The 16,062-nt window shown below is 37.3% G+C and carries 21 protein-coding genes; 11 read left to right on the top strand and 10 right to left on the bottom strand.

The features are described from left to right. Positions 1–121 precede the first annotated feature (121 nt). Positions 122–703 (top strand): NAD(P)H-dependent oxidoreductase, encoded by a 582-nt coding sequence (locus BAQ49_RS29610; protein ID WP_071748206.1) that lies wholly within the window; start codon positions 122–124, stop codon positions 701–703. A 211-nt stretch (positions 704–914) separates the two neighbouring features. Here the strand turns inward: BAQ49_RS29610 and BAQ49_RS29605 are convergent, their stop codons facing one another. The 3 genes from BAQ49_RS29605 to BAQ49_RS29595 form a co-directional block, all read right to left on the bottom strand. Next, positions 915–1,679 (bottom strand): 5' nucleotidase NucF, encoded by a 765-nt coding sequence (locus BAQ49_RS29605; RefSeq protein WP_071748205.1) that lies wholly within the window; start codon positions 1,677–1,679, stop codon positions 915–917. 108 nt (positions 1,680–1,787) lie between these two features. Beyond that, positions 1,788–2,420: a helix-turn-helix transcriptional regulator gene (locus tag BAQ49_RS29600; RefSeq protein ID WP_071748204.1), complete on the bottom strand. Its 633-nt coding sequence runs from the start codon at positions 2,418–2,420 to the stop codon at positions 1,788–1,790. A 79-nt stretch (positions 2,421–2,499) separates the two neighbouring features. Next, on the bottom strand, positions 2,500–2,940 hold the full coding sequence (locus BAQ49_RS29595) for a DUF86 domain-containing protein (RefSeq protein ID WP_071748203.1): 441 nt from the start codon (positions 2,938–2,940) through the stop codon (positions 2,500–2,502). A gap of 147 nt (positions 2,941–3,087) precedes the next feature. Here BAQ49_RS29595 and glpX point away from each other — a divergent pair, with 147 nt between their 5' ends. The 3 genes from glpX to BAQ49_RS29575 all read left to right on the top strand — a co-directional run bounded on the left by glpX (position 3,088) and on the right by BAQ49_RS29575 (position 5,212). Continuing rightward, the gene (glpX, locus tag BAQ49_RS29590; RefSeq protein WP_071748202.1) at positions 3,088–4,059 is read left to right on the top strand and encodes a class II fructose-bisphosphatase; all 972 of its coding nucleotides are present in this window, start codon (positions 3,088–3,090) and stop codon (positions 4,057–4,059) included. 17 nt (positions 4,060–4,076) lie between these two features. Further along, entirely contained in the window at positions 4,077–4,343 is a 267-nt protein-coding gene (locus BAQ49_RS29585; protein ID WP_071748201.1) for a DUF3055 domain-containing protein, read from the top strand. A 371-nt stretch (positions 4,344–4,714) separates the two neighbouring features. After that, complete coding sequence (locus BAQ49_RS29575) at positions 4,715–5,212, top strand: cytoplasmic protein (RefSeq protein ID WP_071748199.1); 498 nt, start codon at positions 4,715–4,717, stop codon at positions 5,210–5,212. Positions 5,213–5,258: 46 nt separating this feature from the next. On the opposite strand, the gene BAQ49_RS29570 is transcribed toward BAQ49_RS29575, so the two are convergent. Further along, positions 5,259–5,570 (bottom strand): YutD family protein, encoded by a 312-nt coding sequence (locus tag BAQ49_RS29570; protein WP_002003766.1) that lies wholly within the window; start codon positions 5,568–5,570, stop codon positions 5,259–5,261. A 115-nt stretch (positions 5,571–5,685) separates the two neighbouring features. Between BAQ49_RS29570 and BAQ49_RS29565 the strand changes: the two genes are divergently transcribed. After that, on the top strand, positions 5,686–6,264 hold the full coding sequence (locus tag BAQ49_RS29565) for a YhcN/YlaJ family sporulation lipoprotein (protein ID WP_071748198.1): 579 nt from the start codon (positions 5,686–5,688) through the stop codon (positions 6,262–6,264). Between the two features lie 29 nt (positions 6,265–6,293). Here the strand turns inward: BAQ49_RS29565 and BAQ49_RS29560 are convergent, their stop codons facing one another. Next, positions 6,294–7,025: a MerR family transcriptional regulator gene (locus BAQ49_RS29560; RefSeq protein WP_071748197.1), complete on the bottom strand. Its 732-nt coding sequence runs from the start codon at positions 7,023–7,025 to the stop codon at positions 6,294–6,296. Positions 7,026–7,133: 108 nt separating this feature from the next. On the opposite strand from BAQ49_RS29560, the gene BAQ49_RS29555 reads away from it, so the two are divergent. Continuing rightward, complete coding sequence (locus BAQ49_RS29555; protein ID WP_071748196.1) at positions 7,134–7,949, top strand: YhfC family intramembrane metalloprotease; 816 nt, start codon at positions 7,134–7,136, stop codon at positions 7,947–7,949. Positions 7,950–7,972: 23 nt separating this feature from the next. Here BAQ49_RS29555 and BAQ49_RS29550 read toward each other — a convergent pair whose 3' ends face one another. Continuing rightward, entirely contained in the window at positions 7,973–8,416 is a 444-nt protein-coding gene (locus BAQ49_RS29550) for a hypothetical protein (protein ID WP_071748195.1), read from the bottom strand. Positions 8,417–8,653: 237 nt separating this feature from the next. Here BAQ49_RS29550 and BAQ49_RS29545 point away from each other — a divergent pair, with 237 nt between their 5' ends. Together BAQ49_RS29545 and BAQ49_RS29540 are read left to right on the top strand one after the other, a co-directional pair. Then, the gene (locus BAQ49_RS29545) at positions 8,654–9,208 is read left to right on the top strand and encodes a histidine phosphatase family protein (protein ID WP_071748194.1); all 555 of its coding nucleotides are present in this window, start codon (positions 8,654–8,656) and stop codon (positions 9,206–9,208) included. An 83-nt stretch (positions 9,209–9,291) separates the two neighbouring features. Then, positions 9,292–9,771: a YbaK/EbsC family protein gene (locus BAQ49_RS29540; protein ID WP_071748193.1), complete on the top strand. Its 480-nt coding sequence runs from the start codon at positions 9,292–9,294 to the stop codon at positions 9,769–9,771. 20 nt (positions 9,772–9,791) lie between these two features. Here BAQ49_RS29540 and lipA read toward each other — a convergent pair whose 3' ends face one another. Continuing rightward, positions 9,792–10,688, bottom strand: a complete 897-nt coding sequence (lipA, locus tag BAQ49_RS29535) for a lipoyl synthase (RefSeq protein WP_000166375.1) — start codon at positions 10,686–10,688, stop codon at positions 9,792–9,794. A gap of 189 nt (positions 10,689–10,877) precedes the next feature. On the opposite strand from lipA, the gene BAQ49_RS29530 reads away from it, so the two are divergent. Continuing rightward, the gene (locus BAQ49_RS29530) at positions 10,878–11,861 is read left to right on the top strand and encodes a M23 family metallopeptidase (protein WP_071748192.1); all 984 of its coding nucleotides are present in this window, start codon (positions 10,878–10,880) and stop codon (positions 11,859–11,861) included. A gap of 36 nt (positions 11,862–11,897) precedes the next feature. On the opposite strand, the gene yunB is transcribed toward BAQ49_RS29530, so the two are convergent. From yunB to BAQ49_RS29515, 3 genes are all read right to left on the bottom strand, one after another. Continuing rightward, on the bottom strand, positions 11,898–12,629 hold the full coding sequence (gene yunB / locus BAQ49_RS29525; RefSeq protein ID WP_071748191.1) for a sporulation protein YunB: 732 nt from the start codon (positions 12,627–12,629) through the stop codon (positions 11,898–11,900). 55 nt (positions 12,630–12,684) lie between these two features. Then, entirely contained in the window at positions 12,685–12,987 is a 303-nt protein-coding gene (locus tag BAQ49_RS29520; RefSeq protein WP_002112658.1) for a YunC family protein, read from the bottom strand. A gap of 65 nt (positions 12,988–13,052) precedes the next feature. Further along, a complete protein-coding gene (locus BAQ49_RS29515; protein WP_071748190.1) occupies positions 13,053–14,444 on the bottom strand; it encodes a bifunctional metallophosphatase/5'-nucleotidase in 1,392 nt (463 codons plus the stop codon). A gap of 491 nt (positions 14,445–14,935) precedes the next feature. Here BAQ49_RS29515 and BAQ49_RS29510 point away from each other — a divergent pair, with 491 nt between their 5' ends. Next, the gene (locus BAQ49_RS29510; RefSeq protein ID WP_071748189.1) at positions 14,936–15,265 is read left to right on the top strand and encodes a PadR family transcriptional regulator; all 330 of its coding nucleotides are present in this window, start codon (positions 14,936–14,938) and stop codon (positions 15,263–15,265) included. Then, complete coding sequence (locus BAQ49_RS29505) at positions 15,265–16,011, top strand: VanZ family protein (protein WP_071748188.1); 747 nt, start codon at positions 15,265–15,267, stop codon at positions 16,009–16,011. Before BAQ49_RS29510 ends, BAQ49_RS29505 begins: the two co-directional genes overlap by 1 nt. Positions 16,012–16,062 lie beyond the last annotated feature (51 nt).

The following is a 16,062-nucleotide window of genomic DNA, read 5'->3' as shown; positions in this document are numbered from 1 at the left end:
ACTGATTAAATCTTCATTTTATTTCTCACGTCAGAAAAGTTGACTCTCGCAACAAAAGTAACCATACTACTTACACGAATACAAAAAACTACTCACATATCCACAAATAGGAGGAAGAAAAATGAAACATGTAATCGTTTATGCACACCCGAATACAGAAAGCTTCAACCATGCTATTTTAGAAACTGTAAAAAGTGAATTAGAAGGAAAAGGCCATGAAGTACGCGTTCGTGATTTATACGAATTAAACTTCAATCCAGTATTAAGCGCTTCCGATTTCATCTCATTTTCTCAAGGAAATACACCAGAAGATATTAAAGAAGAGCAGGAGCATATCTCTTGGGCTGATAGTATTACATTCATTTACCCAGTTTGGTGGGCGGGACTTCCTGCTATTTTAAAAGGATACGTTGACCGTGTATTTAGCCACGGCTTTGCTTATGCTTACGGTGAAAATGGCATTGAAAAGTTATTAAGTGGTAAAAAAGGATTGTTATTATCTACAATGGGAAATTCGAAAGAAGTATACACAGCAGGCGGTATGTTTGACGCAATGAAGAAAACAGCGGATGTTGGTATTTTTGAATTTACAGGAATTGAAACACTTGAGCATACATTCTATACAAGTGTTCCTTCTGTGGATGATAGTGTGCGTAAACAATATCTTGAAGAAGTTAAAGATGTTGTAAATCGTGCGTTTTAAATAAAGTGAAACTTTAATCAGTAGGGATTTTATTCATCTCCCACTGCCCGTTAATACGAGATAAAATTATATCGGCGATTCCCTAAATATATCAGCGCAACTCAGATTATATCAGCGATTTCCTAAATATATCGACTTACCGACAAAAATCGACACTAGTCACAACTACATAAAAAAAGAAAGCTGCTCCAATTTAGAACAGCTTTCTCCATTACATCTTCTCAATCCACTCCGTCAAGTTATGCACAACTTGCGTCGGTTGAACTTCGTATTCTGTTAACTTCTCCACAGTTGTTACTCCAGTGTGGACAAGAAGGGTATCCATGCCAGCATTTACTCCCGCTAAAATGTCCGTATCGTAGTTATCCCCAACCATTAATGCCTCATCTTTTCCTATGCCAAGCACTTTTAACGCTTGTTCCATAATGATTGATTCCGGTTTTCCGATAAAGATTGGATCCACACCTGTTGATACTGCTACAACTGATGTTAATGAACCATTACCTGGTAATAATCCTCGCTCAGTCGGAATGGCAATGTCCCCATTTGTGGAAATAAACGTTGCGCCGTTACGCACAGCAAGACACGCTTTTGCTAATTTTTCATATGTGATGTCACGATCTAAACCGACAACAACGAAATCAGGATTTTCATCCACAAGTTCAAATCCTTTTTCCACAAGTGCATCGTGTAAGCCTTCTTCACCAATCATATATACAGTTGCATCTTGTTTACGCTCATAAATGAAGTTTGCTGTCGCCATACTCGTTGTGAATACTTGCTCCGCTTTTGCTGGAATATCAAAACGAACAAGTTTTTCTGCCACTTGTTCTGGTTTACGAGTTGAGTTATTTGTAACGAATAAATATGGAATGCCGCGTTCTCCTAATGCTTTTACGAAGTCGCTTGCTTCTTCAATTTGCTCTTCTCCGCGATACATCGTACCGTCTAAGTCAATTAAATAACCTTTATACATCGATTATGTCTCCCCTTCTATGCTAACGTTCTCATCTATCATACCACTCTTATATTACCCCCTTTTTCCAAAGAAAAAAACGCTTTCCCCTAAAGCGTCCCATAACGTTCATTTTTTCTCTTTTATTTGGTACGAACAATTACAATCGCCCACGCACATGTTCGTTAACATTTTCACATTTGCCCCTGCAAATAACCGCTTGTACATATCTTTTTCATCTTCACACACTTGCGGGAATTTCTCCGCTATTTCCTTTAACGGACAGTTTTGCTTTTCAAGTATGAAAGAGTGTTCCCCATCTCTCTTTATTTGAACCATATAACCACTTTTCTCTTGCATAGCAGCTATTTCCTGTACTTTATACGCTAAATTACTTTGATTACTTATCTTCTTTTTTAACTGTTCTTCCATTCGTTTCGTTCTCGCTTGTAAAACATAGCGAAGTATTTTTTCATCGTCCATTCGGGCTAAATCATCTAATATTTCAATAGCAAACTGCTTATATTCTTTCGGGAATGTATCTTCTCCCTTTTGACTTAGTCCATACAAATATGTTGGTCTTCCAACATGCTGCCTTACCATCTTTGAATAAATTAGCTCATCATTCTCTAGTTTACTTAAATGCCTTCGGATCGCCATCTCTGTAATTTCTAAAGCTTCGGCTAATTCTGCTACAGTATGCTCGCCCTTTACCTTCAATAATTGTATAATTTCTTCTTTCGTAGTACGTGCTTCCCCCATAGCTTACCCTTCTCCCTTTTCTCTCTCATACATAATATAAGATCCCCAAAAAGGCACCTTGGGGATCTTATAAGCATAATTATTCTGGTACAAATGCAGATACAGGTCCTAATTCCTTTTCTAAATAACTGCGAATATTCGCTGGGTATTTCTCTACCACTGCGATATGTTTTTGAATCGTCTTATATAACTCATCATGATTCATTTGAATATAATCTTGCGTAAGCATTTTTCGAAGAAGGATAACTTCCTTCATGCCTTTTCCTTCTTCTTCACTTATGACTCTCTCGTCAATTAAAATATCGATAATATCTTCGTAACTTCCCGGATCGCGCATAATAAATCCATCAATCATCGCATTTCCTACATCTAATACACAATCAATAATTAGATGCGCTATGCGTTCTAATGCGTAAAATTCAAACTCGGTTTCATATATCTTTTTCTCTTGAAATGTACTTGTTGCTCGTTCTAAACATACTAGCATTTGTTCTATTTTCTTTCTGTCTACAAAATACATGAATGTCACCTACCTGGAAATTAAAGCATTTACATTTTAATTGTAACGCTTTCTTCTGAAAAAATCGACAATTTTTCGAATTCACCTTTTCCTCGTTATTTGTTATAGTTATATTTGTATGATTTTTGAAATTGGAGGAATGGAATCTTGGAACGTGAACTCGCACTAGAAATTGTCCGTGTAACAGAAGCAGCAGCATTAGCATCCGCACAGTGGATGGGCCGCGGAAAGAAGAATGAAGCAGATGATGCAGCAACTACAGCAATGCGTGATATGTTCGATTCAGTAAACATGGCAGGTACAGTTGTAATCGGTGAAGGAGAACTTGATGAAGCACCGATGTTATATATTGGTGAAGAACTAGGAACAGGTATCGGTCCAGAAGTAGATATCGCCGTTGATCCATTAGAAGGTACAAACATCGTTGCAAAAGGCCTTGCAAATGCAATGGCAGTTATCGCAATCGCAGATAAAGGAAACCTTCTTCATGCTCCAGATATGTACATGGAAAAAATCGCGGTTGGTCCAAAAGCAGCTGGTAAAATTAGCTTAGATGATCCAATTGAAAAAACAATTGAAATTGTAGCAGAAGCAAACAATAAAAAGATTCGTGACCTAACGGTTATCGTGCAAGAACGTGAACGTCATCAAGATATTATTGACCGTGTTCGTGCAAAAGGTGCACGCGTAAAATTATTTGGTGATGGAGATGTTGGCGCATCAATCGCAACAGCTTTACCTGGAACAGGTATCGACTTATTCGTAGGTGTTGGCGGAGCTCCAGAAGGCGTTATTTCTGCAGCAGCATTAAAATGCCTTGAAGGTGAAATGCAAGCACGCTTAGTTCCAATGAACGAAGAAGAAGAAGCTCGTTGTCGTGAAATGGGATTAGAAGATCCTCGTCAACTTCTTATGCTAGATGACTTAGTATCTGGTGATGATGCAATCTTCTCAGCAACAGGTGTATCTGCTGGTGAGTTATTAGACGGCGTGAAATTCCTTGGTGGAGATTTAGCTGAAACATATTCTATCGTAATGCGTTACAAAACAAGAACGGTACGATTCATTAAAACACACCACCATTTAGATCATAAACCACACTTAAACTTAGATATTTAATAAAAGGAGCCATGTGTATGGAAGAACGTTTCTTTCTGTACGACGATACAGTCGCTACAAAAACTCGTTTCGTTAGCTTTATGGGAGAAAATGAGCGTCATGATTTAGCGCTTTTATACTCCGATCGTCATTACGGTAAAACGATAGTCCTTGATATGCAGAGCAACAAATTTGCTATCATCGGTCCTGACGATTTAAACGAACCAGGCTACATAGAGCATGCATTCTCTATGTCTGAAGAAATTGCAGAAGAATTACGCTCATTTTTATTTGAACTTATATAATTTATCGTATGCACCAGCTAAATTAGCTGGTGTTTTTTCACTTTAAGTATTTTGAATTTTCAAACCAATATGTTATAATTAAGAATAAATCTATTTGGATAGAAAGGACGTTATCTACGTATGCCAACATTTACTTTGTAATGGACCAGCAATTGGATAGCATTACTCTCAAAAAAGCACCGTGCTTTTTCAAGGGAGTAGTCTGCCCATTCCCATTACAAAGGAACGTAACGCATCTGTAGTATGATGTTTACGGAGGTTCCTCTTGGGGAATCTCCTTTTATTTTTGTCTACTTCTCCTGTCTTCATACTACAAGACATCCAAATAGCTGTATTACGTTCCTTTACCACTATATAAGAGGTGAAGGAAAATGCAGAAAGTACAACTTTCTTGGAGTTTATATGAAAACGAGCAAAACACAATCGAAAAGTATTGTAAAAATTGCAGACGCACTACCCTATTTACTGACACGAATATTCGTAGGCATAACGCCAATGGAAAAAACATATACCGCTTTGCCATTTATAAATGTCCGAAAGATCATACGTGGAATCAAAAACTGCGTATTTATAAATCATTTACTGATCACGTTGAAACAGTCGATATGACGCAGCAAGATCAAATAGAAACAACTACTACCATTTCCATTACGCAACATAAAGAAAATGACATAGCCGAAATCACGATCGTATTAGACCTCATTTTCGGTTCACACCGAATTGATAAAGCCTTATCCACATATATTTCTGATTGGAGCCGTACACTCATTGTGGATAAAATTAAAAATGGGGATATACAGTTGAACGGACAACAAATGAAACCAAATACAATACTTTCTGAAGGCGATTCTATTTCGATTTGTTTATGAATGAGAATATGCAAAAAAATCCTCTTACAATCGTAAGAGGATTTTTTTATTTCTTCACTTTTCGTAATACAAAATGTGCACAACCGAAGTTACAGTACTCGTATAAATACTCTGATAAAGTGCTAATTTTCGTATCATATGTCGAACGTTGATTACTATCATCAAAGAATCCGCGCAATCTAAGTTGCTCATAGCCCCAGTCCCCAACGATATAATCATATTTATTTAAAATTTCTGCATAACGCTCTTTAAATGCTTCTTCACTAAAACCGTCACGAAAGTTTTTAATTACTTCGTACTGCACATTATTAATGCTCACCGTAGCATGCATCTCTTGCTCTTGCTTTTGCTCCATCATTAACTTCCTCTCTAAGCATTCTTCTTTTTATCGTATCACAAAGCATAACAACCAACAATTTCAAATACAAAAAATTGCAAATTAGTACATGCTATGGAGAAGGAGGTGATACATCGTGAAAAAACAAATTTTACTTTCCCTTCTCACTCTTTCCTTGTTTGCAGGCTGCCAATCAACAAATAAAGCCGAAATGGAAAGTGAAGAAGGAAGCCGTGTTCTTGTTTCCAACAAAAACGACATGTATCATACAGAAAATACAAACACAAGGCTCACAAGAGTCGGCTATTCATCTAAACAAAAACATGAAGTATCTAACAAACAAGTAGGAGCTATTAACCGCGAGAAAGTTGCTGAAATGATTACAAGCATGACAGTTAAACTTCCCGATGTTGCAAATGCCGCTACACTCGTTACCGATGATGAAGTATTTGTTGTATACCGTGCAAACACAACGGATCCGAAACTCGTAGCGGATCAAGTATATAAAACTGCTTTGTCCATCGTTCCTCGCTATTATAAAGCATATGTATCAACAGACCAAAAGTTGATTTCTCAAATTCAAGGACTACAATCCGGTAGCTTAAATGATACAGAATATACACAAAGCCTCGACATGCTAAAACGAGAAATGAGCAAAAACCCTCATTTGAACAATACGGGGGATCAGACTTTGAATGATATGATTAAAAAATAAAAAGGTGGAAAAAACCTCCACCTTTTTTACTATTTCTTACGATCCGCATAAACCTCCATCGCATCACACATAAACTGCGCTAAACCCCCGCCAAACTTATCAATATTTTTCGTAAAACGCTCATCAGCAACATACATTTGGCCAAGTCCCTTAAAAGCATCTAACGAATAGTGACCGAAGTTTTGCAAATAATCGTACCATACTCCAATTGCTTCTTGCGCCTCTTTAGAATCAGGTGCTCCGTGTCTAAGCGTCGCTAAATTTCTATAAATATCATTAAACTCTTCTTGCTTCTCTTTTGACATGCCTTTCGCATATTCATTCGCTTTATCTACAGCTGTATCCCCCCATCTTTCACGTGCTTCTTCTTCATATGGGTTATGGCTGAAATCAAATCCTTCAAATTTTTCTTTGTTCGTCATTTCAATCTCTCCTTTTGTATGCTGAATTGTTTTATTAATCGTCGCTATCACCTTATCCAATCTAGCCCGCTTTTCAAGAAGCATTTTCTTATGAAGCTGTAATGCCTCTTCACGGTCGAATGAAGGACTCATGATAATTTCCTTAATCTTCTTTAAAGGGAAGCCAAGCTCTTTAAAAAATAAAATTTGCTGCAATGTTTCTAAATTTTCATTGGAATACAGACGATATCCAGACTCTGTCGTCTCATCTGGGGTTAACAACCCAATTTCATCGTAATGATGCAGTGTGCGCACACTAATTCCAACTAAATTAGCTACTTCTTTTACCCTCATTGTCATGCGTATCTCCCCCTCAATATATACGATAAAGTATGACGCAACGTTAGAGTCAACAAGAAATTCATTTGTTTTTTGAAAGATTCATCTCTCCACATTCTCCTACATTTCATGCATAATATATATGTACATACATTAGAAAGCGGTGAAAGTATGGTTTCAAATACTGTAATTGCCAGCATCGTATTTCAACTCGTTGTTTCGATTCTGGCCCCAATTATTGTACTCGTTTATTTCCGTAAGAAATATAATATTAATTTGAAAATAGTTGGCGTTGGTGTCCTTATCTTTATCGGGTTTACCCAAATTCTCGAAACACCATTCCAATTATTCATGCGTGGTAATCCCACAACAGCTGAGTTTTTAAATAACCCATTTATCTTTTCGATTTTCGGCGGACTAACTGCTGGTATTTTTGAAGAACTAGGTCGTTTCGTTGCCTTTTACTACTTACTGAAAAAATATCGAGATTATAAAGACGGTCTTGCGTATGGAATTGGGCACGGCGGTATTGAATCGATTTTAGTCGGCGGATTCGCCGGGCTTCAAACTCTTACCTTTGCAACATCTATTAACAATGGTAGCTTCGCTCAAATGGTTGAACAATACCCACAATTGAGCCATATCAAGGACTTGTTAATAGAGCAACCTGCCTATTTATACTTACTTGGTAGCCTAGAAAGAATTATGGCATTAGTACTGCAAATTGCCTTCACAATGCTTGTCGTATACGCGGTAAAACAAAAGAAATACATTTTCCTCGTATACGCTATACTATTCCACGCACTTGTAGACTTTTTCGCAGCACTTTATCAAACAAAAATGATTAACATCTTTGTCGCAGAAGGAATTACTCTTCTCTTCGCGATTGGTGGTTTCATTCTTATTCGTAAAATGAAAGAGAAATTAGTGAGTATGCCAGAGTAAAAAATAACCCACCAATTGGTGGGTTATTTTTTATATAGATTGTCGTAGTGATGATAACTTTTCCCCCCTCGCAGCTCCCTCTTTGTTTCTGCATCTATAACGATGTACTTATGAAACTCATCTACTTCATCTTGAGAAAAGGAACAAAAAAAATAAACTTGGCGATCTGGATGAACAAACGAATCTTGAATCACCACGCTACTACGACAGCCGACAGCTGTTTTTTGTCGGAAGGTAAATTCTGCATCTTGTACTTCTTTCCATAAAATTTTCTTTCGAACACTATACGACGTATTTTTGTATTCCTTATAGACATTCTTATCTAACTGTTCATAAAATAGATTTTCATTCACAAACGATTTGTTTTGATTGCTCGGGTATTCTAATTCTTGATTTGATTGTGCATATGTTGTGGACAATTGTACGAGAAAACAAATACTGAATACAATGCATATCATTTTTTTCATAATTGCACCTCGATTTTCTACCCCGCTATTTGCGGACTGTAAGACCCCCATCTCAAAATTTGGCGAATGCGAGGGAGTTATATGGGAGTCGTGCTGCCCGTAACTGCCCGATTGGTGAAGGCTAATAATCCAGATTACTTTTCCACATACTTAGATTACTATGCTCTTTCCAATAAAAAGGAATTTTCCCACATTTGTCGAAGTATATATGGTCAACTTGAAAGATGGGGATGAAATATGAAGAAAATTATTGTAATACGACATTGTTCAGCAACTGGACAAGAGCGTAATGCCGAATTAACAAACATAGGAAGAGACCAAGCAAACAGCCTTGCTACATTCCTCTTAGAAAATAATCTACAAATAGATTATATTATTTCAAGCCCTTTTGTCCGCGCTATCGATTCTATTCGGCCCTATGCGCTCCAAACTAATTTACCTATTCAAGAGGATGAGCGATTAGCAGAGCGTATATTAAGCAACGTTCCAATGGATGATTGGATGCAAAAACTAGAATCCACTTTTACAAACATAGATATTGCCTTTTCGGGCGGAGAGTCAACAAAACAAGCTATGGATCGCGCCATCTCACTTATTCAGGAAGTTTTAAAACTAGAGCATGACACAACATTACTCGTTACACACGGCAACTTGCTCACATTAATTTTAAAGCACTTTGATCATACTATTGGCTTTGATGAATGGAAAACTCTAACTAATCCTGATATTTATGAAATTACACTTGATGAACAATCTATCATAAAACGATTATGGGAAGCGTCATCCAAGTAATATCCCTTTCCAATACATTCAGTTGACACTGCGAGAAGATATGCTAGGGCTGCAGTAAAACATAGAGAGGGGTATCATTCAATATGTACGAAGACGTACTTTCTTTACTACATAAAACAAATGCTTCTTATGAAAAATTTGAACACGAACCAGTACTCGATTATGAGACAGATCGCATCGTTCGTGAAAGGCTCGGCTTACAAGGTACTCCAAGTAAAAGCCTATTTTTAAAATCAAAATCCGGGGAGTACTACGTATTCTTTACATTAGAGGGAACTCGTCTCAACCGAGGAGAGATGAAAGAAATAACAGGAAAAAACTTATCTCTCTGTTCTCCTGATGAGCTAAGAGAAGAAACTGGCTGTACTCCAGGATGTGTAGCTCCTTTCGGTTATTCACAAGATGTAACGATTATTGTGGACAGTTCAATTTATACTTCCAATAAAATTTTAATTACACCTGGTGTACCTGAATTTACAATTGAATTATCCACAGAGGAATTAAAAAAGATTTTATTAACATGTCCAAATCTAGTCTTGGAGTACAAACAAAAAGAGAGCTAATGATTAGCTCTCTTTTTTCATTATTTCGCTTCTGCTGTTTTTTCTTTTGCAGAACGTACTTGCTCGTCCGCATGGTAAGAAGAACGCACAAGTGGGCCAGCCTCACAGTGGCTAAATCCTTTGCTAAGTGCAATTTCTTTTAGCTCTGCAAATTCTGCTGGTGGGTAATATTTAAGAACTGGTAAATGCTTCTTAGATGGTTGTAGGTATTGTCCAAGAGTTAAAATATCCACATTGTTTGCACGTAAGTCATCCATTGCTTCAATTAAATCTTCTCTTGTTTCACCTAAGCCCACCATAATGCTCGATTTAGTTGGAATATCAGGCTGCATTTCTTTTGCTCGACGTAAAAACTCTAATGAACGGTCATATTTTGCTCTAGCGCGAACTCGGTTAGATAATCGACGTACTGTTTCAATGTTATGGTTCAAAATATCTGGTTTTGCATCCATTAACATTTTTAAGTTTTCTTCTACCCCACCCATATCAGATGGTAATACTTCGATTGACGTAAATGGATTTTTGCGACGAACAGCGCGTACTGTTTCAGCAAAAACAGCTGCTCCGCCGTCCTTTAAATCATCACGTGCAACCGCTGTTATAACAACGTGCTTTAAGCCCATTTGTACTACTGAATCTGCTACGCGTTCTGGCTCTTGTAAATCAAGCTCAGTTGGCAAGCCTGTTTTAACCGCACAAAAACGACAGGCACGTGTACAAACCGCACCTAAAATCATAAATGTTGCTGTTTTCCTTACAGCCCAGCATTCATGAATATTCGGACATTTCGCTTCTTCACAAACGGTATGAAGATTCTTAGAACGCATCATTTTCTTTAAGCCTGTATAGTTTTCATTCGTGTTTAACTTAATTTTCAACCATTCGGGCTTGCGCTTATACTCTGTTTGTTTTGTCATGGTTATCAACTCCGCACAATATGAAATAGTTTACCGTGTTCGCTTCTTTCAATGTAACATATCTATTCTAACGTATGAAAGCGATTTGCTCAAATGAAGATTCTAAGATTTTTTCCAATCGTTCCCTATAATGAAATACTCCGTATATCCCACACTAAAAAGAGTGATGTTGTGAAAGGAGTCTATTTCATGCTTCGAAAAATTTCTCTTTTGCTTTCGATTTGCTTTCTTCTCCACCAAAACATCGCTTACGGTGAAGATAATCAGCAAAGCATATATGAAAAGCGCATGGCACTATATAAAGAAACTGAGCAATCTTCAGGCATTCCGTGGTATTACTTAGCTGCAATGGATCAATACGAAAGAAACATACGGAGCGTAAGAAAGGATATTCCGAAAAAACCAGATGCCATCATTTCCCTTTATTTCAAACCTGAAATATGGGCTGGACCTGTTAATAGTAACGATACTCTCCCCCATACGATTTCTCTATTTGGCGGAATGGGTTTAGATGGTGACAAAGATGGATTTGCAAATGCAAATAATGACCGTGATCTTCTGCATACCGCAGCAACTATTTTAAAGAAACAAGGAACGTCAGAAGACCATATTAACATTATGCTTTGGGAATATTATAGACGTGCAAAAACAGTTGAATTAATTACAGAATACGCCCGAATTTATAAGCATTATGGACGTATTAATTTAGAAGGAAATGCTTTCCCTCTCCCAATCCGCAGTGACAATAGCTACCGTAGTACTTTTGGAGCTGGAAGAAGTTTTGGCGGGAGACGTATTCATGAAGGAACCGACATTTTTGCTGGATATGGCGTACCCGTAAGATCAACTTGCTATGGCGTCATTGAAACAAAAGGATGGAATCGTCTTGGCGGATGGCGCATTGGTATTCGTGACCTTCATAATAATTATCACTATTACGCTCATTTAGGCGGGTTCTCTAAAGAAATACAGCTCGGACAAATTGTCGAGCCAGGAAAAGTAATCGGATTTGTCGGTAGTACCGGTTACGGTCCTCCTGGCACAGCTGGAAAATTCCCGCCCCACTTACATTTCGGCATGTATAAAGACAATGGCTACACAGAATGGGCTTTCGATCCATACATGCATTTAAGTCTTTGGGAGCGAAAAGAACGAGCGAATACAAAACGATAACCGTAGCAAATCGCTACGGTTATTTTTTATTTATGGCTAACTATCCGTTTTCTTTTTATCTGGTACAACAACGCCCCCGCTTCCGTAATAAGTAGGCACTTCACCTTGAACAATGCGCGTCGCAATTGGAATGTTTTGCTTCACCGTAATTTCCTTCGTGCGTAACGGAATCATAACTTGTAACGTCACTTCCACTTCCATAATAATTTTAATCGCTGTATTATTAATTCCTTGCGGCTCAACTAGCTGTTTAATATCCGTGTTCACATGACCAATTGGTGTAAAATTAATCGGAATATCTGGTCCTATATTACCAAGAAGCGCATTATCGGTTATGCGTCCAAAAGGAACTGACATAGATACCCCATTCTCTTCAAAAATACCAAGTGCTTTCGTATCCCCTTTTTCTACTTGTTGTAAATATTTCTCTATGTATGCAGTCGTCGATGTTAATATTTCATTTACTTGTTTTGTATTTAAATCAATTGTAGATACTTTCCCGTTCCTATCCGTTTGTACTTTCATTAATGAATCTACATCAAACCCTTCATTAATTCGGTCTTTTACCGCTTTCGTCATAACTGCTGTCGCCATTTTATGCGTCTCTGTTTCCCCATACTTAATTAACGTTGGTTGAAGACTTTTATTTACAATCCATAATCCTTGAACTACCATTACGATAAAAATGATAAACGAAATAAGCAGTATATACCGAAAGGAAATCGGTCCCCTTCGAAACCGCGAATTTTTCGAACGAAATATGCTCATAAGAAAACCCTCCTTCTTATATTATTTCTATGCAAGAAAGAGGGACGATATATGCTTATCTCATTTTTAATAGTGCATCTTTTCCGATTGTGCCTACCGGAATGCCTAAAGCTTCGGCTTCAATTGTTACTGATTCCAGAGGTGCTTCAAGAAGTTGTTCAATCGTTCTTACACCAACCGCACGGCCAGCAATAATTCCTCGATCACCTAACTTCTCATTTAGAAGACCTACATCTAAAGCACCGCACATAATATATCCTTTATCGCTCATTACAGCTAGCAAATTTGTCTTCGGAAGTTTTACGCTAACAGCAATGAACGTATAGTTATCAATTATAATTGGCTCTACATTAACCATAGTTCACACTCCTCTCTTTCTTATCTGTATGACAAGAGAAAAATGAGTGTTACAAGTTAACTAGCCTATAGTTTGATGGAAGATGTATAAGTTATCAACATGTCTGTTAGTACATCTCTAAGTAGTTCTGGCATATAATATTGTTTGTTAGAAAGTGTGGATAGCTCTGGGTATAAGTATCCAAATGTAAACATATCAATCGTTCCTACCGTATATATCCGGTCTAATTCCAGCGATTCGCCGTTAATCAATACATCTTCCAGTAAAATCTTATTCCCTGGAATCGTATCCGGAATCACTTCTAAACCATCGTAAATCATTTTCCCCATTACTTTTCCACGAAATCCGAATCCTTTCACCTCAAGATTCTCCATATTTGGGCGGCGTGCTTTCAAAATCACTTCTCTTAATATCTTTCCCGGCACTTTCAACGCACACGGATTAATTGGGTGTGGACAAATTCTGTGAATATCTCCGCGCGTCACAACACCTTCATTTAATCCCTCAAGTAGTACACCAGCGTTCACCATTCCAATATCTGCATTACACCACTCTTTAAGCGCACTTGCCAACATATGAGCAAACGTCGTCTCCTTAAACCAATCAATCGGCAATGAGTCTTTTAAATGAACAACAGGCTCAGCCATTATCTGTTTACTTTCTTCCTTTAGCATTTCAATTGTGGATAACGGCTCGCTATAAGCACCTAACCGCTCTGTCTTAATCGCTCTACCGTCCTTTTTCAACAGTCTCTTCGTCTCTTTATCCACAGTAAGCTGCACATGCCCAACGTAACGGCCCCACTTTTCACAACAACAAAGTAAAGTATTATTCATAAGAACACCGCGCTCAAATAAATGATGCGTATGTGCCCCTAAAATAACATCTATATCATAATGCTCCGCCATATACTCATCCATACTTTTTCCAAGATGAGAAAGAACAACAGTAATATGAGCTGTATCCTTAACTTCTTCTAAAATCGACTCTAAATGGATGATTGGATCTTCAATATGCCAGTCTAACATATGATAAAACTCTGGATAAGCTACCGTTAATCCAATAAAGGCAATAGTAATCCCATCTGTCGTTGTATGTAATTTATAAGGCTTCGCCCACGCCGGACGTACACCCTCTTGTTCAAATAAATTCGCTACAAGCACCTCAAAACCAGCATCATCATATAGACGATTCAAATGCTCTTTCGCCAATGTAATTCCTTCATTATTTCCGATCGTTACATAATCATATAACGCCTCATTTAATAATTTTGTATTCCCAAGTCCATTTGTCGCCTCCGAAATACTATGAAAACGATCCACATGATCGCCAATATCCACAGTTAAAACAGTCTCTCCTGCTTCCTGTCTTCGCTTTTTCTCCCCTTGTACAAACCGAGAAATTTGCGACCAATTTTCAAAATGACTATGTATATCGTTTGTATGATAAAGGTGGATGATTGTTTCTTTATTTATATTCAGAGAAAAAACCTCCTCTCAGTTCCTTACTGCCATTTACGCTACACGTACGCAATAATCCTGTAAATACTTTTCGTCTTTTCTTGCTATTTTACATTGTACTCGCATTATAAGAAAAAGCCAAAGATTGCCCTTTTTATATGAGAAACTTTATTTTTTCTAGTCTGTGGATTCTTTGCTGGGTTTGTCAGTATATTAGCCTCAATTACTTCTTGTTGATCGCCTTATATATAAGTGCTTCTCTCCCATTTGAATGTTGAGGGGTATATTCCCCTCTCCACGATGTCGTAATTTGTTGATAAGTCGATATTCCTTGTCGAAACGTCGATATATTGGAATAATCGCTGATATATTCCAAGTTGTGGTCGATATATTTTAATCAATACTAGATGGGGTATCATCCTACACATATACCTTGTAACACGACATATGTCGTGTTACAATCTCACCATAAGGTGGTGAACCATAAAATGGATAAAGAGATATTAAAAGGAAGTATTGATATTTTACTCCTCTCCATCATTACACAGCACGATACGTACGGATATGAAATTATTCAAAGGCTAAAAGAAAACAGCAATGATCTATACACAATGAGCCAAGGTACACTCTATCCAGCACTCAAACGTTTGGAACAAAAGGATTTAATAAATTCATACTGGGGTGAATCTGAAACTGGTATGAAACGAAAATTTTATCGCATTACTACGAACGGAAAGAAAATTTTAGAAGAAAAACTAACAGCGTGGGATTCAGTTACAGCTCTTATTAAAACTTGCCAGAAAGGAACTTTAAATTAATGACGATTGAAGAATACATAAAGAGTATTGTTCAAAAAACAAACCTATCGCAATCTGAGAGAGACGAACTATACTTCGAAATTTATGATCATCTTACAAGCTTAAAGCAAGAATTTCTCGATCAAGGAAAATCTGAAGAAGAAGCTACTACATTAGCTATTCAAAGTTTTGGAGAGGCCTCTACTTTAGGAACTGAAATTGAAAAAGCGATGCAATCTTCCACGCAAAAATATGCACAGTGGATTGGCTGGGGATTATTTTTACCGTATTCTTTTGTTTTATTATTTAAACTGTTGCTCGGGAGGCCAGCCGTTTACTTTGATAGTCTGAAGTACTTCTTTGAAACAGGCGACTGGCACTTTATACACGGCGGATTAATAAACTTAGTTCCGCTCAAAAGTACAATCCGCTATTTAAATGGATTCGATCTAACACATCTACTAGATCCTTATAATATAGACATCGTACTTATGAATACATTAGGAAACGTCATCATATTCATCCCATTCGGATTCCTTCTACCTTTATTATTTAAACAAATAAACAATGTAAAAATGGCATCCAAAATTTTTACATTGTTTATTTGTTTAATCGAATCGTTACAACTTCTTACTTTTAGTGGTATTTTCGATATTGATGACATCATATTGAATATGCTAGGTGCTTTAATTGGGTATGGTTCTTTTATTGGGATGAGGTATATTTGGGAACGTGTTAAGTCTGTGGATAAGGTCGATATGATTTAGATCTTGGGTATATGGCCCTCTCTTCACGTACTAATTTGTTGATAGGTCAAT

It is taken from the genome of Bacillus proteolyticus (assembly GCF_001884065.1).
Classification (GTDB): domain Bacteria; phylum Bacillota; class Bacilli; order Bacillales; family Bacillaceae_G; genus Bacillus_A; species Bacillus_A proteolyticus.
Note: the sequence above shows the minus strand (reverse complement) of the source record. Positions and strands in the feature narration are given on the sequence as shown.